17 protein-coding genes and 1 pseudogene are annotated in these 21,434 nt (G+C 59.1%); 11 read left to right on the forward strand and 7 right to left on the reverse strand.

The window, feature by feature from the left end; translation table 11 throughout:
* Positions 1-93: 93 nt before the first annotated feature.
* From U0O11_RS10535 to U0O11_RS10560, 6 genes are all read right to left on the reverse strand, one after another.
* Positions 94-1,731, reverse strand: a complete 1,638-nt coding sequence (locus U0O11_RS10535; RefSeq protein ID WP_324689849.1) for a BCCT family transporter — start codon at positions 1,729-1,731, stop codon at positions 94-96.
* A 204-nt stretch (positions 1,732-1,935) separates the two neighbouring features.
* Entirely contained in the window at positions 1,936-2,304 is a 369-nt protein-coding gene (locus tag U0O11_RS10540; RefSeq protein ID WP_215823030.1) for a tautomerase family protein, read from the reverse strand.
* 68 nt (positions 2,305-2,372) lie between these two features.
* Positions 2,373-3,209, reverse strand: coding sequence for an enoyl-CoA hydratase-related protein (locus tag U0O11_RS10545; RefSeq protein ID WP_215823031.1), 837 nt, complete (start codon positions 3,207-3,209; stop codon positions 2,373-2,375).
* A gap of 61 nt (positions 3,210-3,270) precedes the next feature.
* Positions 3,271-4,683 (reverse strand): CaiB/BaiF CoA transferase family protein, encoded by a 1,413-nt coding sequence (locus tag U0O11_RS10550; RefSeq protein WP_324689851.1) that lies wholly within the window; start codon positions 4,681-4,683, stop codon positions 3,271-3,273.
* Positions 4,684-4,709: 26 nt separating this feature from the next.
* Positions 4,710-6,467 carry a GMC family oxidoreductase gene (locus U0O11_RS10555; protein WP_324689853.1) on the reverse strand — a complete coding sequence of 586 codons (1,758 nt, stop codon included), beginning with the start codon at positions 6,465-6,467 and terminating at the stop codon, positions 4,710-4,712.
* A 103-nt stretch (positions 6,468-6,570) separates the two neighbouring features.
* On the reverse strand, positions 6,571-8,088 hold the full coding sequence (locus U0O11_RS10560; protein ID WP_324689855.1) for a CoA-acylating methylmalonate-semialdehyde dehydrogenase: 1,518 nt from the start codon (positions 8,086-8,088) through the stop codon (positions 6,571-6,573).
* A 454-nt stretch (positions 8,089-8,542) separates the two neighbouring features.
* Between U0O11_RS10560 and U0O11_RS10565 the strand changes: the two genes are divergently transcribed.
* The 4 genes from U0O11_RS10565 to U0O11_RS10580 all read left to right on the forward strand — a co-directional run bounded on the left by U0O11_RS10565 (position 8,543) and on the right by U0O11_RS10580 (position 10,800).
* Positions 8,543-9,439 carry a LysR family transcriptional regulator gene (locus U0O11_RS10565; protein WP_324689857.1) on the forward strand — a complete coding sequence of 299 codons (897 nt, stop codon included), beginning with the start codon at positions 8,543-8,545 and terminating at the stop codon, positions 9,437-9,439.
* A 279-nt stretch (positions 9,440-9,718) separates the two neighbouring features.
* Positions 9,719-10,087, forward strand: coding sequence for a PH domain-containing protein (locus tag U0O11_RS10570; protein WP_324689859.1), 369 nt, complete (start codon positions 9,719-9,721; stop codon positions 10,085-10,087).
* A gap of 86 nt (positions 10,088-10,173) precedes the next feature.
* Positions 10,174-10,491: a hypothetical protein gene (locus tag U0O11_RS10575; RefSeq protein ID WP_216060868.1), complete on the forward strand. Its 318-nt coding sequence runs from the start codon at positions 10,174-10,176 to the stop codon at positions 10,489-10,491.
* 132 nt (positions 10,492-10,623) lie between these two features.
* Positions 10,624-10,800, forward strand: coding sequence for a hypothetical protein (locus U0O11_RS10580; protein ID WP_324689861.1), 177 nt, complete (start codon positions 10,624-10,626; stop codon positions 10,798-10,800).
* A 122-nt stretch (positions 10,801-10,922) separates the two neighbouring features.
* Here the strand turns inward: U0O11_RS10580 and U0O11_RS10585 are convergent.
* A pseudogene (locus U0O11_RS10585) lies at positions 10,923-11,776 on the reverse strand (IS5 family transposase).
* A gap of 433 nt (positions 11,777-12,209) precedes the next feature.
* Between U0O11_RS10585 and U0O11_RS10590 the strand changes: the two are divergent.
* The 7 genes from U0O11_RS10590 (at position 12,210) to nhaC (ending at position 21,282) form a co-directional block, all read left to right on the forward strand.
* Entirely contained in the window at positions 12,210-13,142 is a 933-nt protein-coding gene (locus U0O11_RS10590; RefSeq protein ID WP_324689863.1) for a 4-hydroxyproline epimerase, read from the forward strand.
* Positions 13,143-13,225: 83 nt separating this feature from the next.
* Positions 13,226-14,173, forward strand: a complete 948-nt coding sequence (locus U0O11_RS10595; protein ID WP_324689864.1) for a dihydrodipicolinate synthase family protein — start codon at positions 13,226-13,228, stop codon at positions 14,171-14,173.
* Positions 14,174-14,246: 73 nt separating this feature from the next.
* Positions 14,247-15,248, forward strand: a complete 1,002-nt coding sequence (locus tag U0O11_RS10600) for an Ldh family oxidoreductase (protein ID WP_324689865.1) — start codon at positions 14,247-14,249, stop codon at positions 15,246-15,248.
* 34 nt (positions 15,249-15,282) lie between these two features.
* The gene (locus tag U0O11_RS10605) at positions 15,283-16,860 is read left to right on the forward strand and encodes an aldehyde dehydrogenase (NADP(+)) (RefSeq protein ID WP_324689867.1); all 1,578 of its coding nucleotides are present in this window, start codon (positions 15,283-15,285) and stop codon (positions 16,858-16,860) included.
* A gap of 185 nt (positions 16,861-17,045) precedes the next feature.
* Positions 17,046-17,717, forward strand: a complete 672-nt coding sequence (locus U0O11_RS10610; protein WP_324689869.1) for a GntR family transcriptional regulator — start codon at positions 17,046-17,048, stop codon at positions 17,715-17,717.
* Positions 17,718-18,474: 757 nt separating this feature from the next.
* Positions 18,475-19,803, forward strand: a complete 1,329-nt coding sequence (locus tag U0O11_RS10615) for an NAD(P)/FAD-dependent oxidoreductase (protein WP_324692517.1) — start codon at positions 18,475-18,477, stop codon at positions 19,801-19,803.
* 33 nt (positions 19,804-19,836) lie between these two features.
* Complete coding sequence (gene nhaC, locus U0O11_RS10620; RefSeq protein ID WP_324689871.1) at positions 19,837-21,282, forward strand: Na+/H+ antiporter NhaC; 1,446 nt, start codon at positions 19,837-19,839, stop codon at positions 21,280-21,282.
* Positions 21,283-21,434: the final 152 nt, after the last annotated feature.

Here is a 21,434-nt window from a genome sequence, read left to right on the forward strand (position 1 = left end):
GGTCCTTCTGTCCGGGGGGCATGCGGGTTGCGTCAGCCCCGGTGAGCGTCATGTGTTGAGAGCATGTGTTGAGAGAGACAGGAAAAAGTGCACTCAGCGAGGCTTGGCGTCATCGCGCGGGCTGGGAGTCTCCAGCACCAGATGCGGTTCCAGCACCTTGCGCGCGAAGTCCTGGCGCAACCAGCGCACCAGCGACCAGGTCAGGATGAACAGCACCGGAATCATCGGCAGCGCGACCACGATGGTGGAAGTCTGCACCGCCTTGAGGCCGCCCAGCTGGATCAATGCCACCCCGACACCGGCGATCAGGAAGGCCCAGATCAGACGCACGCTGCGCTTGGGCTCCTGATAGCCGGAGAGCTCACGCGTGGTCACCGATGCCAGCACATAGGCCGAGCTGTCCAGGGTGGTGGCCAAAAAGATGAAGCACAGCAGGATGAAGCTTGCGGTGATCAGCTCGGAGAACGGCAGCGTGGCGAGAATCGCGGACACGGCGCCGGGGATACCGCCGTCGTTGAGTGCAGCCGCGACATCCAGGGTGCCACTCACCTGCAGGTCCAACGCATAGCCGCCCCAGACCGCGAAGAACACCCAGCAGCCCAGCGAGCCGAACACCAGCTCGGCGATGATCAGCTCACGAATGGTGCGCCCCCGCGAGATACGGGCGACGAACAGCCCCATCATCGGTGCGTAGGCGATCCACCAGGCCCAGTAGAAGACGGTCCAGTCCTTCCAGAAGGTCGAATCGCCCACCGGGTCGGTCCACAGGCTCATGGTCACGAAGCTCGACAGCATGGTGCCGAGGCTGTTGACCCAGCCTTCCACCATGAACAGCGACGGCCCGGCGATGAAGGTGAAGGCCAGCAAGGCGATGGCCAGAATCACGTTGATGTCGGAGAGAATCTTGATGCCCTTGGCCAGCCCGAACCACACACTGGCGGAGAAGATCGCCGTCCAGATCAGCAGCACCCCCAGATTGAGCGCAAAGGACGGCTCGATGCCCAGCAGATCGCCAAGCAGTCGTGATACCAGCGGCACCGCCAGTCCCAGCGAGGTGCCGACACCGCCGACGATGCCGAACACCACCACGGCATCCAGCAACACGCCCCACCAGCCATCGGCACGCTTGCCGAGCACGCCGCTGGAGGCCACGGAAAGACGCACGCCCGGGCGATTGCGCACATACATGGAATAGGCGATGGGAATCGCCGGCAGGCAATAGAACGCCCAGGGCGTCAGCCCCCAGTGAAACTGGCCATAGGCCAACGCCCACTCGGCGGCCGCATCACTGCCGGCCTTGACGTCAAATGGGGGGCCGGTGAAATAGTAGATCGGCTCGACCCACGCCCAGTTGACGATGGCGATACCGATGCCGCCGGCGAAGATCATCGCGACCCAGCTGAAATACGAGAACTCCGGCGTGTCCTGCGGGCCGCCCAGACGGACGTTGCCGTAGCGGCTGAACGCCAGACCGATCAGGAACACGACGACGGAGAAGCCCGCCAGCAGGTAAAGCCAGCCAAAATTGTCGGTCGCGAAGGCGAAGGCCGCATTGACGGCAGCCTCACCGGATTCAGGAAACAGGATGATGGGAATGATGAGGCCGGCGATGACGAGCACCGAGGGCAGGAAAACCCGCCAGTCGATCTCGTCGCGGGCCTTGTGGGAGGCGCGGGGCTCGCGTGTCGGGCTCCCGCTGCCGGAAGCCGTCTTGGGCGCAGAACTGCTCATGTTGATCACCGTTATTGTGGTTATGCGGTTCGGTGTTTAGGCGAGGTCCACCGCGATCGGCGTATCGCTGGTGGACCACTCAACGCATGGTGTTGAAAGGGGCTAAAGGGTCTGGCTGTCCAAAGTCGGAAGCTCTGACGCGTCCATCGCTTGCCGTCAATTGGCAGACACGGCACAAACGAGGCCGAGACTCGTCAGTCCCGCTCAATCGGGACAGAATTGCGCAATGCCATCCTCGAAGGACCAATCGATATCGTGATTCTCCGAGATCGTGATCAGGACGTTGCCGGGGGCAATTCCCGGGTTTCTGGCCAGTGCCTCGACCACTCTGGCGTAGAACGCCTTCTTGGCCTGGTCCGGCTTTCCGCTGCGCATCACCAGATGCATCATCACGCGGTCCTGATCGCGTGACTGGAATTCGAGGTCCTGATCGGCACATTCATGGATCACCTGGTAGCGATCATCTGCCGGAAAATCCAGGGTCTCGATGACGGCGGCATTGACCTCATCGGCAATCGCCTTGCGATAAGCATCAGACTTGCCTTTCAGAACATTGATGGTGACAAAGGGCATCATGGCCTCCGCTGGCACCCGGGCAAGGGGTGCGGTGAATGAACATCGAATTTGCCAGACCCCGGGGCCTAGCGATGACGGAAGACCGGCGCACGCTTGGCAACGAAGGCGCTCATGCCCTCCTTCTGCCCCTCGGTCGCGAAGGCAGCCTGAAAGAGCAGACGCTCTTGACGAAGCCCTTCATTGAGCGGGGTCTCGAAGGCCGTGTTGACGGCTGACTTGGCCATCTTGACCGCCGGCGTGTTGTAGCCCGCGATGGTATGCGCGGCCTCGAGCGCGTTCTGCATCAGCTCATCCTTGGGCACGACCCGCGCCACCAGGCCAATCTCCTTGGCCTCCTGAGCGCCGATGTTGCGGCCGGTCAAGACCATATCCATCGTCATTGCCTTGCCGACCGAGCGGGCCAGGCGCTGTGATCCGCCGATGCCCGGCAGGATGCCCAGCTTAATTTCCGGCTGACCAAACTGGGCGTCTTCCGAGGCAATTATGAAGTCGCACAGCAGGGCCAGTTCACAGCCGCCACCGAGGGCAAAACCACTGACGGCGGCGATGATCGGCTTGGAAATCCTGCGCACCTCGTCCCAGGGCGAGAGAAAGTCATCCATGTAGAAATCAGTGAAAGACTTCTCGGCCATTTCCTCGATGTCCGCACCGGCGGCAAAGGCGCGGGGATTGCCGGTGATGACGATGGCGCCGATGCCCGGGTCGGCGTCCAGCTCGCGGAGGACCGCAAGCGTCTCCTCGGCCAATTGGCGGTTGAGCGCATTCAGGCTTTTCGGGCGATTGAGGATGATCAACCCGACGCGCTCGCGGCGCTCGACGACGATCATCTCGAGAGTTTCCGGCTCCGGCGCGTCAGACGCCGACTGTTTGGCCTGGGGTTGCGATTTCACCATCTTGTTCATTCTTGTCTCCCGATGTCGGGTGGCGTCACTCTGGCGTGAGTTCTGCGTAAATTCGGCGTACTTACTGCGCATCGCAGGACGTTGCGGTACTGGGCGATGACGCGTCACTGGATGACGCGGCGTCTGGCGCTGCGCCGCGCGTTTTCGCGGCGGTACCTGATGACTTGCGAGCCGGACGGGCCTTGTGTGCGCTGCCATTCTCGCTGCGATTCTCGACTGTCTGTTCGCTGCCATTCTCGACAGGCTGTCCGCCGTGCTTCTGGCGGTCAGATTCGGGCAGATGATAGGCACCATGGCGTGCCATCAGCTCGTCCAGAATCGCCTCGCGATGCTGGCCAAGGCCCGGCGCACTGCAGGGCACCTGACTGTCGATGTCCCGACGACCCGTGAGCTTGATCGGATTGCCCGCCGTCCTGAATGGCTTGCCGGCCTTGCCCTGGACCTGCACGATCATGTTGCGGGCCTTCAGCTGCGGGTGATCGAACAGCTTGTCGATGGTATTGATCGGCGAGCACGGCACGCCCTCCTCATTGAGCAGATCCACCCAATGCTGAACCGGCTGCTGCACCAGGATCCTTTCCATCTCGATCACCAGTTCCGGACGATTCCTGCAGCGCATGTCGTTGCTGAGAAAACGCGGATCGAAGGCCAACCGCGCCGCACCGATGGCATCGGCCATCAACAGGAACAAGGTGTCGTTGCCGGCCGCGATGACGAGCTTGCCATCCTGCGCATTGAAGCTTTCAAACGGCGCCAGCGAAGGATGGCAATCGCCGGTGCGATGCGGCACCTTGCCCTCGATATCGAAGCGCGCCAGCGCCGTTTCCATCAGCGCCGCCTGGCAGTCGAGCATGCCGATATCCACCCGCGTGCCCTGGGCATCCCGGGTGCGGCTATAGAGCGATGCGAGAATGCCCACCGCAGCAAACAGCGCCGCGCTCAGGTCGCCAAAGCTGGTCCCCACGCGGGCAGGCTCTCCATCAGGCCAGCCGGTCAGGCTCATGATGCCGCCCATGGCCTGCACGACCATGTCGTAGCCGGGCAGTTCGCTGAAGGGTCCGGTGTGCCCGAAGCCCGAGATCGAGGAATAGATCAGGTGAGGATGCGTTCTGGCCAGGCGCTCAGGGCCATAGCCCAGGCGATCCATCACCCCGGGGCGGAAGTTCTCCACCAGCACATCCGCCTCATCCAGCAGGCGCTCAAGCAGCTCGCGGTCACGAGGCGACTTGATGTCCAGCACGATGCTTTCCTTGTTGCGGTTGAAGCAGCTGAAATAGGCGCTTTCTCCCTCCACGAAGGGACCGAATTCGCGGGTATCGTCTCCGGTCCCGATCTTCTCCACCTTGATGACACGCGCGCCCAGGTCAGCCAGGACCATGGTGCAATAAGGCCCGGCGAGTACCCGTGAGAAATCCAGCACGGTGATCCCGTCCAGTGGCCCCTTCTTGAGTTCCGTCTGCGTCGAGATGGCCATCGGTCAACTCCCAAAGTCGTGGCGTATTACTGTGCGTTCAGGATCCATCCCGCGGCTTTTTCCGCGATCATCAGGGTCGGCGAGTTGGTATTGCCGCTGACGATGGTCGGCATGATGCCGGCATCCGCCACCCGCAATCCCTGGATACCGCGCACACGCAGACGGCTGTCGACCACCGCCATCGGGTCATCCGCGCGCCCCATGCGCGTGGTGCCCACCGGATGGAAGATGGTGGTGCCGATATCGCCGGCGAGCCTGGCGAGCTCTTCATCAGTCTGGTACTCGACCCCCGGCTTGATCTCCTCGGGCTTGTAGCGCGCAAAGGCAGGCTGGGAGGCGATACGCCGCGTGACCCGCAAGGAATCGGCCGCGACCTTGCGGTCTTCCTCGGTGCTCAGGTAGTTGGGCGCGATGGCCGGGGCCTGGCGCGGGTCGGCGCTCTGCAGACGCACCGTGCCACGGCTGGTGGGGTTGAGATTGCAGACGCTCGCGGTGATCGCCGGGAAGGGATGCAACGGCTGCCCGAAGGCCTCGAGGCTCAGCGGCTGGACGTGGTACTGGATGTTGGGATGGGCGTAGTCATCGCTGCTGCGCGTGAAGGCCCCCAGCTGCGACGGTGCCATGCTCATCGGCCCGGAACGCTTGAACAGGTACTGCATGCCGATGCCCATCTTGCCCAGCAAGGTGCTGGCCATGGCGTTCAGGGTCTTGGCATTGGTGACCTTGTAGACCGAGCGGATCTGCAGGTGGTCCTGCAGGTTCTCGCCGACACCGGGCAGGTCCTTGACCACCTCGACACCATGTTCCTCCAGCAATGCCCTGGGCCCGACGCCCGAAACCTGCAGCAGATGTGGCGAGCCGATGGCGCCGGCACACAGCACGACCTCACGCTTCGCCGAGAGGTTGATGACCTTGCCGTCACGCACGACCTGCAGCCCCGAGCAGCGCAGATCGGTAGCTTCTTTCGCCGCCCCTGTTTCAGCCCCCATGCCCTGCTCGCCGCCCTCAAACAGCAGACGATTGACCTGGGTGGAATGCCACAGGGTCAGGTTGCTGCGCTTGAGCGCGGGGCGCAGGAAGGCCTTGGCCGTGTTCCAGCGCCAGCCTGCACGCTGGTTGACCTCGAAATAGGCCACCCCTTCATTGCTGCCGCGATTGAAATCCTTAGTGCGCGGAATGCCGGCCTGCTCGGCCGCACTGGCGAAGTCATCCAGCACTTCCCAGTTGAGGCGTTGACGCTCGACGCGCCATTCCCCACCGTGACCATGGAAATCACGCTGCTCAGGATCACTGCTGGCGCCGTCATCCAGTAGCGCGTGATCCTCGTGACGCATGAAGTCAGCCAGACACTGCTCCCAACGCCACTCGTCGTCTCCGGACACCTCGGCCCAGTGATCGTAATCCCGCGCCTGGCCGCGCATGTAGATCATGCCGTTGATGCTGGAACAGCCGCCCAGCGTCTTGCCGCGCGGATAGATCAGCGAACGGCCGTTGAGGCCCTTGTCCGGCTCGGTGCGGAACATCCAGTCGGTGCGCGGGTTGTTGATGCAGTACAGATAGCCCACCGGAATGTGAATCCAGTGGTAGTTGTCACGTCCGCCCGCCTCGACCAGCAACACGCGGTGGTCAGGGTTGGCGCTGAGGCGATTGGCCATCAGGCAGCCGGCGGAACCGGCGCCCACGATGATGTAATCGAATTCAGAGAGATCGTTGCCCGGTTTGGCGGGGCGAGCGTCCTGCTCGCCCTCCGGGGATCGATGCGGGTTGTTCTTGTTGTCTGACATGGCGCGTCCCTCTCCAGACAGCTGGCGTATGCTGGTAGGTAACCAGAATGCAGATGACTACGATGCAGATGGCGACAGTGCAGATGGCCCAGTCGCGAGCGACTTACTTGGCCGTCGGCATGGCGAATTCGGCACCGGCATCGATGGAATCCGACCAGCGCTGCATGATGGACTTCTGCTTGGTATAGAAACGCACACCCTCTTCTCCGTAGGCGTGGGTATCCCCGAACAGGGAGCTCTTCCAGCCACCGAAACCGTGCCAGGCCATCGGGACCGGAATCGGCACGTTGATGCCGACCATGCCGACCTGGATGCGGCGCCCGAATTCACGCGCGACACTGCCGCTCTCGGTGAAGCAGCTCACGCCGTTGCCGAATTCGTGGTCGTTGATCAGCTGGATGGCGGTCGCGACGTCCGGCACGCGGACACAGGCCAGAACCGGGCCGAAGATCTCTTCCTTGTAGATGGTCATGTCCGGCGTGACGTGATCGAACAGCGTGCCGCCCATCCAGAAGCCTTCAGTGCTGTCGCCGCCGATGTCGTTGCCGGTGAACTCACGCCCGTCGACGATCATCTCGGCGCCTTCCGCGACGCCCTTTTCGATGTAACCGCAGATACGCTCATGCGCCTGACGGGTGACGATCGGACCCATCTCGGCGTCCAGGTTCATGCCGTCCTTGATCTTGAGCTCGCGGGCACGCTCGGCCAGACGCGGCACCAGGGTGTCCGCCACATCGCCCACCATCACCGCGACGCTGATAGCCATGCAGCGCTCGCCGGCGGAGCCGTAGGCCGCGCCGATCAGGGCATCCACCGCCTTGTCCAGGTTGGCGTCCGGCATCACCACCATGTGGTTCTTGGCGCCGCCCAGTGCCTGGATGCGCTTGCCGTGACGTGCGCCGCGCTCGTAGATCAGGTTGGCGATCGGGGTCGAGCCCACGAAGGACAGGGCGCGCACCTTGGGGTGATCGATCAGCGCCTCGACGGAATCCTTGTCGCCCTGCACCACGTTGAAGACGCCATCCGGCAGGCCCGCCTGCTTGAGCAGGTCCGCCATCATCACCGAGGCGCTGGGGTCCAGCGGGCTCGGCTTGAGCACGAAGCTGTTGCCTGCCGCGATGGCGACCGGGAACATCCACATCGGCACCATCACCGGGAAGTTGAACGGCGTGATGCCGGCGACGACGCCCAGCGGCTGGCGCATCGTCCAGTTGTCGATACCGGTGCTGACCTGGTCGGTGAAGTCACCCTTGAGCAGCTGCGGGATACCGCAGGCGAATTCGACGATATCGATGCCGCGTGCCACTTCGCCCTGGGCGTCGGTGAACACCTTGCCGTGCTCGCGGGTGATCGCCTCCGCCAGCTCGTCCTTGTGCTCGTTGAGCAGTGCGAGAAACTTGAACATCACTCGGGCACGGCGAATCGGCGGCGTGTCGGCCCAGGCCGGGAAAGCGGCGTCGGCAGCAGCCACGGCGGCATCGACATCACTGTTGCGTGCCAGCGCGACCTGGCCGGTCACCTTGCCAGTGGCCGGATTGAAGACATCCTGAGTGGCGCTGGAATCGCCTCGGGTCACCTGGCCGTTGATGAAATGCTGGATAGCGTTGGCTGCTGTCGTCATGGTGCTGATCTCCGCTGGCGGTGTTTTATAGGAATAAGCCTGTGTAATGCACATGTCTGGCGCTGAAGGTCCTTCGCCTGGTCAATGACGAACGAGGACATGCCATCAGCAGGTGTTCATGAAATTACGCCGCCACGCGCAGGGTGCAATTGAGTAATTCTTGGGTGAGATATAACGATTGCTGATATCCGATTTCGCTCAGAAATTTCTCCGCTCCCCTCGAAAACCAGAGCAACAGTTAATCGTTTACAATCAATTAGTTACAACGAATAAGAAGGAAGAGGTTTCGACAGCGGCAGGCGCTTCGATCACGAGGCCTGACCCGGGTGAACACGGCTTACCGCGACCAATGGCCAATAGGTGGCAGCGAACGCATTCAGGCCACAATGCGTGATGCAGGGCCAGCAGCACGTCTCTCGCCGGCCAGAAAATGCCAAACACATGGATGTCACTGATGCAGGATCTGTCCCGACTCAATGCCTTTGTCACCGTGGCGCGCACCGGTAGCGTGTCGCGAGCGGCGCAGGCGTTGCACCTCACCCAGCCCGCGATCAGCCTCAAGCTCAAGCAATTGCAGGAAGGCCTGGGGTTGAGCCTGTTCGAGCGTCACCCCCATGGCCTGTTGTTGACGGCCGATGGCCAGGCCTTGCTGCCCAGTGCCGAGAAGACCCTGGCCAGCGCACGTAGCTTCGAGCAGGCCGCCGCGGCACTGCACAGCACAGTGCGCGGCAAGCTGCGCATCGGCACCATCGTCGACCCAGAATTCATTCGTCTGGGCAGCTTGCTGCGCCATCTGCTGGAGCGTGCGCCCAATCTGGAAACGGAACTCCACCACGGCATGAGCGGCTGCGTCCTCAAGGCGCTGCGCCAGAATGAGCTGGAAATCGGCTTCTACCTCGCTCCCCCCGGAGAAGGCCCGCGCGATGACTCCCTCTGTTATCGCGAGCTGGCATTCTTCGACTATTTCATTCTCGCCCCCAGCGGCTGGTCATCGCGCCTGACGGAGACTGACTGGCCCTCCCTGGCCGCCCTGCCATGGATCGTGACGCCGGAAAACTCCGTTCACTCACGCCTGCTGGCGCATGCCATGCGCGACAGTCAGTGCACGCCTCATCGCGTCGCGCAGGTGGATCAGGAAGTCTGCATGCTGGACCTGGTGCGTGCCGGCGTCGGGCTGACACTGGCCCGCGATGTAATGGCGCTGGCCGAGCGTCAGGAACGTGGCCTCAATATCGTGCCGGACACCCGCCTGCCCTGCGCCTTGAGCGTGGTATGGCGTCACGACAAGCAACACGAACCCTGTGTCGAAGCCGCCCTGCAAAGTCTCGAAGAGGTCTGGCCGACCGAGTGAAGGAAGGTGGCCTTCCGAGATCGGACAGCAAGCGTCATGCTGACCAGAGAGGCCGGTGTGCATTCCGCGTTCTCCCTTCTTGCACGGCCATGCAGCACACTTGATCGCTCCGGAGCTCTGGTGTCAGAGCACGGGGCTACTCCGTTGGCGCGGGATGGATTATTCTAGTCGTGATACTGAAAAAACCGCATGTCCCGCCAGAGGCCGAGGGATGGCCCCTGCTCATGCGCTAGCGAAGTATCCCCAGATGGCAGCACTGTCGAATCACAAGGTAATACAATGATAGATTTCAATAATAAAGGCTTTTTTAAACTCAAACAGAACGATGAATATGCCGAACGCGTCAATGACCTGCTGATCGATGGCGAAGAAATCATATCAGCCTATAAATCAATGCGTGACGGGGTCGTGTTTACCAACAAGCGTATTATCGCTGTCAATGTTCAAGGATTGACGGGCAGCAAGAAAGACTTCACCTCCCTCCCTTACAAGAAGATTGAAACCTATTCCATCGAAACTTCCGGCACCTTTGATCTTGATTCAGAGCTCACGATCTATTTCTCGGCACTCGGTACAGTGAGATTTGAATTTACCGGCAAGACACGCCTTACCGAAATCTCGCAAGTCATCACCACCTTTGTGTGTTGACTCCCTGCTGCTTCAGATGTGAATTCCTTTGATCAAACGGGGTTACCCAGATGAGTGACATGTCAGTCGACCAATTCGAAGAAAGCATGAAACGCGAACTCGACAAGTTCGTGCGCAGTACCAACAGAACCGCCAGCTCAACCTCCCGTGAGTCCGCTCCTCGCGCGCGTCCTGAAGCACCACGCGCCAGAGAGACCACCACTCCCCTCAAGGGACTGCGTGTGACGCTTGGCGTCAAGCAGAAGCGGCTGGCATTGGAAGTGCCCTTCACGGTTCAGACCGACAGCATCTCGCGAATGGAAGCGCGCATCCATGCCGAGAAAGCGGCACGCAAGGCCGGCTGGAAGATCATCAGCCATGTGATCGACTGGAATGATACCGAGCGAGAACCCGACGCTCGCTGATACCTAGGTTACTACGCCTGAAGGGGGTGACATCGGTTGCGCCACTAGCCCATATCGAGATTACCGAAAGGCAATCAGGCCTTGGGCGGCATAGGCTCTGTAGACACACTCATGGTCTAGAGGGGTATGCACATGAAACACTTCGATTCATTGTTCTCGCTGTTCGCGGCGGTCCTGTTGTCAGCCCTACTGCCCTTTACTATGGAAAGTGACGCAAGGTCTGCCTCTCACGACCCGCAACCTTTCTCATCCCCTCTGGCAGAAGGCTCGCTCAAGGAAGACGACGGCGGCGAGACAGCAGACGCGTGAGTCGCCGACACGGGACTATCCCGATAGGGGTCAACTTGCTGTGTAATGCGTATCGTTCGGACAATCGTCGCGATATTTCCCGGGAGCGAACGCTTTTGCACCACTATTTCACTTGAGTAGCCCTAGGTTCTGTACGAAAAGTCGGCTGGTAGGCAGCGGCGTATGCAAGCTACGCATACCATCGCATAAAAGCTACGGGCCAACTTCTCATATCGCGTCGCAATACGACGGAACTCTTTCAGCCAACTGAAAGAGCGCTCCACGATATTTCGCTGGCGGTACATGGGTTTATCGAAACCGCGTGGGAAACCTGGCCGGGGTTTCCGCTTCATGTTTCGTTGAGCGATGACCGGCTTGATTCGTACACGGTCGCAGTAACGGTGCAACTCGTCACTGTCATAGCCCTTGTCTGCCACGATGTAGCGGCAACGTTTTCGTGGCCGACCAAGACTTCCTGGTAGATGAACCTTTACCAGAGTGGGCATGAAGTACCGTGTATCCGACTCTTGCCCCGCCGACAGCGTGAAGGCGACGGGCCAGCCAAGGCGATCACAGATCAAATGGATTTTGGTCGTGATGCCGCCACGACTCCGGCCCAACGCATGGTCTAAGGGGTCTTCAGATCCCCCTTTTTGCCTCCACCAGCGGAGGCGCGTGTTGCACGAACGGCGGTTGAGTCGATCATCTAAGTCTCGAGATCCATCAGGCCATCTTCACGAAGCCGAAGTTGAAGCCGCGACAAGACTGCCTCAAAGGTACCGTCATCACGCCATTGTCGGAACCTGGCGTAGACAGTACTCCAAGGGCCATAACGTTCGGGAAGGTCGCGCCACTTGGCGCCAGAACATAGGGCCCAAAAGATGCCGTTCAGTTTCTGTCTGTCGTCTTTCCTGGGCCTGCCCATCGATTGAGCCGGTGAGACAATGTCTTCGATCAACTGCCATTGGCTATCCGAGATTTCGTAGCGTCCTGCCATGCCGCACCTATGCTGGATATGCATGGGTGACATTAGCAAAAATGACTTTTCGTACAAAACCTAACGAGACCTCAAACGCTATCTCTTCAGCACCTGCAGGGCTTCGCACTTGAGCGGCTTATCAGTGAACTATCACCCTCGATGACGCTGTCACTCTCATCGGGTGCTCTCACTGCCGGATCTGGTCTAACAATACCCCATCTTGGTTAAACTTTAGTCTCCTATACCCACCTTACACGCTTAAGCCCATTCCTCAGCCACCCCAAGAACCACGCGGCCTGGCACTTCACTGGCCCTCCTCCTCTCCTATCGTGATCTCATATGAGGCACCAGCTCCTCTTCCCTTCTCTCATTGAAGATTGTATAAAATATAAATCATCCAAATGAGGCGCAGCGTGCCCTCGTTCCGCCACAACAACTCTAAAGGTGTCCCATGAAGCGTGTGCATGTCATTGACTCTCATACTGCCGGTGAGCCGACGCGCCTGGTGCTTGATGGGTTCCCGGCTCTCAGGGGCAGCACTGTAGCCGAGAAACTCATTGATCTACGTGAGAACCACGATGCTTGGCGACGGGCTACCGTTCTTGAGCCGCGTGGGAATGACGTGCTGGTGGGGGCACTATTGTGCGAGGCCACGGCCCCGGACTCCCTGTGCGGGGTCATATTTTTCAATAACAGTGGATACCTGGGCATGTGTGGTCACGCCACGATGGGGTTAGTCGCCTCTCTTGCCCATACAGGAAAGATCACCTCAGGCATTCACAAGATCGACACCCCGGTAGGAACCGTAACGGTGCAACTAGATGAAGATGGCGCGGTTACCGTTCACAACGTGCCCTCATATCGCTTCCGGAAAGAAGTAGAAGTAACGCTTCCGGAGCATGGGATCGTTAAGGGAGATATTGCCTGGGGGGGTAACTGGTTCTTTTTGATCAGCGACCATGGCCAGCAACTCAGCTTGGAAAATGTTGATGCCCTAACAGAATATTCCTGGTCTGTTAGGCAGGCATTGATTCAACAAAATATACAGGGGGAATGTGGCGGCGACATTGATCACATCGAGCTATTTGCAAAAGGAAGTAATTCCGATAGTCGAAATTTTGTACTGTGTCCGGGAAAAGCCTACGACCGCTCACCATGCGGTACTGGGACAAGTGCGAAATTAGCATGCCTTGCGGCTGAAGGTGCACTGTCCCCTGGCCATACTTGGCGGCAGGAAGGTATCTGTGGTGGTATATTTGAAGCTTTCTTTACACAAGAAGGCACTGACCTCATCCCCTCTATCAAAGGCCATGCCTATATCAGTGCAGAAAGTATATTAGTAATTGATGACGATGACCCCTTCGCCTGGGGAATACACCACTAGTGCGGTTTCATACAAACGCATACAACAATACGTCAGCTCTCAAGAGCTCGCATTAAACACCCTTTATAAAATTAGGATAAACAATGAATCATTCCATTTTTACTGGCTGTATCCCGGCTCTCATGACTCCTTGCAACGCAGAACGTCAGCCTGACTTCGACGCACTTGTTGCGAAAGGGCATGCACTGATTGAGGCCGGCATGAGTGGTGTCGTGTATTGCGGTTCCATGGGGGATTGGCCGTTACTGACAGAAGCGCAGCGACAGGAAGGCGTGGCACGACTGGTAGAAGCGGGGATACCGACGATTGTGGGCACTGGCGCAGTCAACTCAAAAGAAGCGGTGTCTCATGCTGCACATGCGCATAAAGTCGGCGCCGCCGGTCTCATGGTCATTCCTCGTGTGTTATCGCGTGGCTCTTCCATTACCGCACAGAAAGCGCATTTCTCGGCCATCCTGGAAGCCGCACCTGACCTTCCGTCCGTGATCTACAACAGCCCTCATTATGGCTTCGAAACGCGCGCTGACTTATTCTTTGATTTGCGCAAAGATCACCAGAATCTGATTGGTTTCAAAGAATTCGGTGGCGCAGAGGCACTCCGCTATGCCGCAGAAAACATTACCTCTCAAGATGAAGATGTGACTCTGATGGTGGGTGTCGATACTGCGGTCTATCATGGCTTCGTCAACTGTGGTGCAACGGGAGCGATTACTGGTATCGGTAACGCACTTCCAAAAGAAGTTCTCAAGATGGTGGAACTTAGCAAGAAGGCCGCCAAGGGAGATGCCACTGCACGCCGCCAGGCCCAGGAACTGGAAGAGGCCCTAAATGTTTTATCCTCTTTCGATGAAGGAGCCGACCTCGTTTTGTATTACAAGCACCTGATGGTCATCAATGGGGATAACGAATACGCCTTACACTTCAATGAGACAGACAAACTGAGTAAATCTCAGCAACGCTATGTAGAGATGCAGTACGACCAGTTCCGCAGCTGGTATGCACATTGGTCAAAGGCAGAAAACCTGGTCTAACTCTCCCCCCTTGCTCCATTCATCATCGGCCCCTCTCGAAAGGGGCCGATGCATCTGTCGTGAGGAGTTGAGCATGCATCCTCTAACGCTAGACGAAGCCCATACGCTGGCCTTGAACGTATTGAGTCGCCACGGGTTCAGCCAGGAACAATCCCAGGCACTGGCCCGTGCCGTTGTCGCTGGCGAGCGTGATGAATGCCGATCTCATGGCCTTTATCGATTGCTCAATTGCATCAAGACACTCGCCGCTGGCAAAGTCAATGCAGAAGCCGCACCGATAATCGACGACATTGCCCCCGGTATCGTCCGAGTCGATGCTCAGGGCGGTTTTTCCCAACTCGCCTTCGAATCAGGCTTGCCATTACTCGCCTCCAAGGCTCGGACACAGGGTATCGCGGCAATGGCGATCAATCACTGCGTCCATTTCTCTGCCCTGTGGATAGAGATAGAAGCCATTACCGGCCACGGGTTAGTCGGGCTTGCCTGCAACCCAAGCCATGCGTGGGTCGCCCCGGCGGGTGGAATCTTACCGGTACTTGGCACCAACCCGCTGGCCTTTGGCTGGCCTCGCGCTGCCAGCCCACCTTACCTCTTCGACTTTGCTACCAGTGCCATCGCGCGAGGGGATATCGAGCTACATCGGCGAGAGAACAAGGCATTGCCTGAAGGCTGGGGAATTGATCGTTGTGGCCATCCCTCTCGCGACCCTGAAGCCGTGCTGGAAGGCGCTATGTTGACGTTCGGCGGCCATAAGGGATCTGCCCTGTCCACCATGATTGAATTGATTGCAGGCCCGTTGATCGGCGACCTGACCAGTGCCCAGTCACTCAAGCATGATGCAGGGGCAGGAGGCTCCCCGTACCACGGAGAGCTACTGATCGCCATGGATCCGAAGCGCTTCCTTGGCGAGAGGACGGAACACTTCCTCCAGCAAGCCGAAGAGGTGTTCACCTCCATTACATCACAAGGTGCACGCCTCCCCTCACAGCGGCGTTACGAGGCACGCGAACGCTCTCAGCGCGAGGGTGTCTGGCTACCTGACCATCTTTATCAAGAACTATCATCATTACTGTAAAGATTTCCCCCTCTTACTACTACGGAGATTTAATATGCTATTGGAAGGAAAGATGCTAATCGGTCAATCCGCGATACTGGGCGACCAAGCCCCTATTTATGCCATCAACCCTGCTGACAATCAGCAACTCAGTCCCGCTTATCCAGGCGGTAAGTCATCCGATGTCAACAAGGCATGCCTGTTGGCAAGCGACGCTTTTGAGGTTTATCGCTCAACGTCGATCGAGAAACGCGCGCAGTTCCTGGAATGTATTGCCGAAGAGATCGAGTTGCTCGGTGAGCATCTCACTCAACGTGCTCTTCAAGAAACAGGGCTCCCGTCAGCACGCCTTGAGGGAGAGCGTGGAAGGACTTGCGGTCAACTTCACCTGTTTGCCAATACGCTTCGTACCGGGGAATGGCTCGATGTGCGGATTGATCCAGCACAGCCAGAGCGGGCTCCCTTGCCTCGTGCAGATCTTCGACAGCAGCAGATTCCACTGGGGCCAGTCGCTGTATTTGGCGCCAGCAACTTCCCACTGGCCTTCTCTGTCGCAGGGGGAGATACGGCGTCAGCACTCGCAGCAGGCTGCCCGGTGATTGTGAAAGCACACTCTGCTCACCCCGGCACCAGTGAATTGGTCGGTCGGGCTATTCAAAAGGCAGTGAAACGCTGCGAGCTGCCTGAGGGCGTCTTCTCCCTGATATTTGGGTCAGGACGTGAAGTGGGCCAAGCGCTAGTGAAGCACCCAGAGATTCAAGCCGTCGGGTTCACCGGCTCGCGTAGTGGTGGCACCGCCCTACTGAACCATGCCCAAGCGCGTCCGCAGCCCATCCCCGTCTATGCAGAGATGAGCTCAATCAACCCCGTCATCTTGATGCCATCGGCACTTGAATGTCGCGCCGAGTCTCTGGGCGCAGCATTTATCGCCTCGCTGAACATGGGAGCAGGACAATTTTGCACCAACCCGGGCCTTCTGATCGCCCGACGTGGGGCTTCCCTGGAGGCCTTTATCGGTGCAGCACGCCAAGCCGTAGAGCAAAGCGCCTCCCAAACGATGCTGACCCCAGGCATCCATGACGCCTATGTAAAGAGTGTCGACGCACTAAAGCGCAATGACAAGGCACGCGAAATCGCTCGTGGCACCCAAGGCGAGGCAGCGAATCAATGTCGCACTGGCTTATTTGTGACCACTGCGACAGATTTCTTGCAGGACACCTCACTACAAGCCGAAATCTTTGGCGCGACTGCGCTTATCGTAGCGTGCGACAGTGATGAGGAAATTCGAAGCGTTCTCAAAGGTCTGGAAGGCCAGCTGACAGCAACCCTTCAGATGGACGAAGCCGACTATGCTCTCGCCTCAAGCCTACTCCCGATATTGGAACGAAAAGCCGGCCGCATCCTAGCCAACGCTTGGCCAACAGGCGTAGAGGTCTGCGATGCCATGGTGCATGGCGGCCCCTATCCGGCGACATCCGATGGCCGCTCAACGTCTGTTGGCACTGCCGCCATTCAGCGCTTCCTGCGTGCGGTGTGTTATCAAGACCTCCCAGAGGTCTTGCTGTCAGATGCGCTCAAACAGGGGAACCCCCTCTCCCTGAAACGCTTGGTGAATGGCAGCCGCGAACAATGAGCTCACGTGCACTACCGGTGACAGGCCTCGCCGGTAGTGCCCCCCAGGCACACCATGTATGCCTGGGGGGAGGAGCTCAATGGGCGCACCACTCTATCTCGAGGCTTCCACGCAGCTCGACAAATAGACTTCTGGGACTCCTTGTATACAATGTGCAAACTTATATCCGATGACAGGGAGTTCCCATGGCAGCGTTCAAGACTCGAGCTCAACTCGTCGCTGACGACCTGAGAAGCCGCATCCTCAGCGGTGAGTTCAAAGGGGGAACTCAACTGCGACAGGATGCACTGGCCAGCGATTACAGTGTCAGTCGCATTCCTGTCCGCGAGGCGTTGCTCACCTTGGAAGCCGAAGGGCTTGTAGAATTCCATGCTCACCGTGGTGCTTTCACCACGGAGCTCTCCATCGCCAAGATTCGAGAATTATTTGACCTAAGAATATTGCTGGAGACTTACGTACTCCGCCACTCTATCGATCATTTGACAGCGCAAGATTTAGATAAGGCGGAGGCAATTCTCAATAAATACGATGAGGCCTTGGACGCCCGCGGAGAGATCGATAATTGGAGCGAATACAATTTTGCTTTCCACCAAACGCTATATGCGCCCGCCAACTTGCCAGAAACGATGGCGCTGATCAGTCACCTCAATACCAAGTCCGATCGCTACATTCGTATGCAGCTGCTGTATACCCAAGAGATCGAAAAAGCAGAGCGCGAGCATCACGCACTCTTGGAATTCGCGCGCCACGGCAAGATCGAAGAGGCTTGCCACCTCTTGGAAGTCCACATCAAGGAGGCCTGCGATGGCATTATTACGCTTCTGGAGAATCGCACGCTCCCCGAGGAACGCCTCTAACCTGCCCCCCTCGCAGCGGGGCGCTGATACGCTGTCTCGGCGGGCCCTTTCAAATAGCGAAGCCCCCCTCCTGCCGCCCCGCGCAACCCGCCGGATAGGAGGCAAACGTGCGCGATCTCTGCCCGTCCTCTTTACCGTTTTCTTATCCGGCCTTAGATGTCGGGTCCGATGCCAGCCGCTGATCATGAGTACGCTTCGCCAAGTGGACAGGGGCCGATAAAACCAGGTACCTGAGGGCCCAAGCGCATGCCTAACGGATGCGCTATCGCTTCATGAATCGCAGACGAATGCCTGCCGCCATGCTCAGTCAGGCCTGCCCAAGCCTAAACGCCCCCCCCGATGACTGATACGCCAATGTATCCCAGTTTCCCTTTCGCGTAGCCCACGCCTCCTGCCCCCAGCCTAGCTTCACTCACAGGCTTCTTGCTCCCCCTCACCATGTCATGATTGATACCTCCTCTGCTTGGCGGTGCGGCCAGTCACCTGGCCTTAACGGTCCAATGAGTCATCCCCCATCGGCCCGTTCGTCTTGCCACACAAGAACGGCACGGCCGACGCTCCCTCAGAGACTGCGCAATATCGACGAGCATTCGAGCGACCATGATCGCCACGTTCAAAGTCGCGCAGGCGTCTAGCCTCCTCCGCCTGCGCCGGGTGATGCGTCCCCGATGGCGCCGAGTCGGGGGCAGCCCTAGCGACACTCCCCCGACTTTAGTCACAGGGTTATTGCTCCGGACGACCCGCTAACATATATTTTATACAATCGACAAAACAACAACACAGGGCAGACATCATGGGCTCGGTAAACCGCACACACGCGGCCGTCACAGCGGGTGACGACATCACGATCGTCGGAGCAGGGATTATCGGCGTGGCCTGCGCCTTGTCACTGGCTCGCAAGGGGAAGAAAGTGACAGTCATTGACCGCCAGCTCCCCGGGTATGGCGCTTCCTGGGGGAATGCCGGTCACATGGCCACCGAGCAAGTCTTCCCGATTGCGGATGCCAGCCTACTGAAAAAAATTCCGGGCATGCTGACAGACCCCATGGGGCCCCTGCGTCTGGATTGGCGACACCTTCCCCGCGCAACCCCCTGGTTCACCCGCCTCTTGTTCAACCTGCGCGCGAGCCCTTACGCCCAGAGCGTAACGGCATTGCGGGTCCTCAATGAATCCAGTCTGAGGGCCTGGCGCGCATTGCTCTCGTCCATCGGGGCGCAGGACCTTCTCAAGGACCATGGCTCGTTCCTGATCCATGAGCATGCCAGCACCCGCCGTGATCTCATGGCCGTCCACGCCCGAATGGCCGCGCAGGGCGTGACCGTCGACCTATGGGAAGGCGCAGCGATCCGTCAACAATTGCCCGCCCTTTCCTCCCGGATTCAAGGCGGCTTGTGCTTCCCGGAGACGGGCCATGTCGTCAACCCGTTCACGGTAACCGAGGCGCTCGTTCGCGCAGCGCGGCACACAGGTGTCGAATTTCAGACGCAGGAAATCGTCGGAGGCAAACTGACCTCCAGCGGCGTGGCATTGCGCACGCATGATGCGCAAACGCTGGAAGCGTCCCGGGTACTAATCGCCTGTGGCGCGCATTCCGCCGCACTGACCAAGGCCCTGACGGGCGTCAACGTCCCGCTGGATACCGAACGCGGCTATCACCTGATGCTGCCGAGAGAAGCGGACCGCCTTCCCAGCGCCGTCACATCACTCGAGCGCCGCTTCATCATGACGCCCATGCAAGATGGACTTCGCCTGGCAGGCACCGTCGAATTTGCCGGACTGAAACGACCGCCTAACATGCAACGCGCCTGGCAACTTCACAAGTTGACCGAAGGATTGTTCGAGACTCCCCTCGACACCACGAACGCCACGCCATGGATGGGCTTCCGACCATCACTGCCAGATTCGCTCCCGATTATTGACCAAGTACACAACGGCAGAGTGCTTCTGGCCTTCGGTCATCATCACCTGGGTTTGACGCAAGCCGCGATCACCGCAGAGATGGTCGCCCACCTCGCCAGCACGCGTCAGCCTTCCCTCGCAAGTGCCCTCCCCGAGATGACGCCCTATCGGCTCACTCGCTTTTAATCGCAATAACGACAACAACGCAAAGGAGAGATCATGTCTACCACTACGGGCCCAATACGGCTGCCAACCCTCAGTGAGGTGCTGGCCGTGATGGTCGGATTCATTGCCATCATGTTCCTGAGCATCAATGTGCTCCACCTTCCCATCCAACTGGCACTCTTTGCCTCATGGTTTCTGGTCATGGCGCTGGGGCTTAGGCTCAAGGTCAGTTATGCCAGCATGCAGGAAGGCCTCATCAATGGAATTCATAACGGCATGGAGGCCGTACTGGTCTTGACCACGGTCGGGGCACTGATCGGGACATGGATCGCCGGGGGGATTGTGCCCAGCATCATCTATTACGGGCTAACGGTCATGAATCCGCAGATATTCCTGTTTGCGGCCTTCGTGATCTGCGCACTCACCTCGCTGGCCACCGGCACCTCCTTCGGGACAGTCGGGACAGCCGGGGTGGCCATGATAGGGATCGGCCACAGCTTTGGCATACCGCTGCCGCTTGTCGCCGGTGCGGTGATCTCAGGGGCCTATGTCGGTGATAAGATGTCGCCGTTGTCCGATACCACCGTCATGACCGCCTCACTGTGCAAAGTCAGCCTGATCGACCACATTCGCTCGATGATGCTCGTCAGCGCACCCGCGATCGTCATTGCCTCGATCATGTTTCTCATCGTGGGCTTCTTTTATGTGAATGGCGACGTCGATACCTCACGCGCCACCCTCGCCATGCAAGCCCTGGAAGAGCACTTCACGATCAGCCCCTGGTTGCTCTTGCCTGCCGTGGTCATCATCGCGCTGCTGACGCGTAGCTACCCGGCGATTCCAGTCATTACCTTTGGCGCACTCCTGGGGAGCGTCTGTGCCTGGTGGGTGCAAGGGATCAGCCCGGTTGAGGCGATTCAGATCGCCTATGTCGGTAACGCGATGCATTCGGATGTCGAGTTTCTCAACACCCTGCTCAATCGAGGGGGCATTGAATCCATGCTGGGAGTCGTCGTGTTGATTCTCTTCGCACTGGGGCTGGGCGGATTGATGGAGCGTATCGGAATTCTCAAAGCCATCAGTGAAGGCTTCCTACGCTGGGCCAGCACTCCTGGGCGCCTGACGCTCTCTACCATGCTGGGGGGCTTCTTCGGTAACTTCTTCGGCGGAGCAGCCTACGTCTCGTTGATTACCGCCAGCACGATTACCGAGAAAAATTACGATGACCAGGGCATCGACCGGCGTGTCCTGTCACGCAATGCCGAAGCTGGGGGGACTGTCACGACCCCGATGGTGCCCTGGACGGATGGCGGGGTCTTCATGGCGACCACGCTAGGTGTCTCCACACTGTCGTATTTGCCCTTCCTCTGGTATCACATGCTGGTCTTGGCCATCACCTTGTTGTACGGCTACGCCAACATCGCAGTATGGCGCACGACGCCTGGCGCCAATAGCTCCACGCCCCCTGCCGTGATGCCCGCGCCGCAAGCGGCAAGTTGACGCTACTCCCGCCTCTCGCATGTCCTGGCCAGCCTCCTTGAGGCTGGCCTTTTTGACGGCCATCCGCGCCGCGCCTCCCTGACCGCCGGCGGCATTGCGCCTGCCTCGGCGCTCCTCGACCGCTCACGTCTACATCACGGCCCTTATTGAAC

The sequence above is a fragment of the Cobetia sp. D5 genome (genome assembly GCF_035666195.1).
Taxonomy (GTDB): domain Bacteria; phylum Pseudomonadota; class Gammaproteobacteria; order Pseudomonadales; family Halomonadaceae; genus Cobetia; species Cobetia amphilecti.

Coding starts and splice junctions, on each gene's coding strand:
- U0O11_RS10535 (WP_324689849.1), bottom strand. CDS start 1,731: ATGAGCAGTTCTGCGCCCAAGACGGCTTCCGGCAGCGGGAGCCCGACA.
- U0O11_RS10570 (WP_324689859.1), top strand. CDS start 9,719: ATGATAGATTTCAATAATAAAGGCTTTTTTAAACTCAAACAGAACGAT.
- U0O11_RS10545 (WP_215823031.1), bottom strand. CDS start 3,209: ATGAACAAGATGGTGAAATCGCAACCCCAGGCCAAACAGTCGGCGTCT.
- U0O11_RS10575 (WP_216060868.1), top strand. CDS start 10,174: ATGAAACGCGAACTCGACAAGTTCGTGCGCAGTACCAACAGAACCGCC.
- U0O11_RS10610 (WP_324689869.1), top strand. CDS start 17,046: ATGGCAGCGTTCAAGACTCGAGCTCAACTCGTCGCTGACGACCTGAGA.
- U0O11_RS10605 (WP_324689867.1), top strand. CDS start 15,283: ATGCTATTGGAAGGAAAGATGCTAATCGGTCAATCCGCGATACTGGGC.
- U0O11_RS10565 (WP_324689857.1), top strand. CDS start 8,543: ATGCAGGATCTGTCCCGACTCAATGCCTTTGTCACCGTGGCGCGCACC.
- U0O11_RS10590 (WP_324689863.1), top strand. CDS start 12,210: ATGAAGCGTGTGCATGTCATTGACTCTCATACTGCCGGTGAGCCGACG.
- U0O11_RS10595 (WP_324689864.1), top strand. CDS start 13,226: ATGAATCATTCCATTTTTACTGGCTGTATCCCGGCTCTCATGACTCCT.
- nhaC (WP_324689871.1), top strand. CDS start 19,837: ATGTCTACCACTACGGGCCCAATACGGCTGCCAACCCTCAGTGAGGTG.
- U0O11_RS10550 (WP_324689851.1), bottom strand. CDS start 4,683: ATGGCCATCTCGACGCAGACGGAACTCAAGAAGGGGCCACTGGACGGG.
- U0O11_RS10560 (WP_324689855.1), bottom strand. CDS start 8,088: ATGACGACAGCAGCCAACGCTATCCAGCATTTCATCAACGGCCAGGTG.
- U0O11_RS10540 (WP_215823030.1), bottom strand. CDS start 2,304: ATGCCCTTTGTCACCATCAATGTTCTGAAAGGCAAGTCTGATGCTTAT.
- U0O11_RS10555 (WP_324689853.1), bottom strand. CDS start 6,467: ATGTCAGACAACAAGAACAACCCGCATCGATCCCCGGAGGGCGAGCAG.
- U0O11_RS10580 (WP_324689861.1), top strand. CDS start 10,624: ATGAAACACTTCGATTCATTGTTCTCGCTGTTCGCGGCGGTCCTGTTG.
- U0O11_RS10600 (WP_324689865.1), top strand. CDS start 14,247: ATGCATCCTCTAACGCTAGACGAAGCCCATACGCTGGCCTTGAACGTA.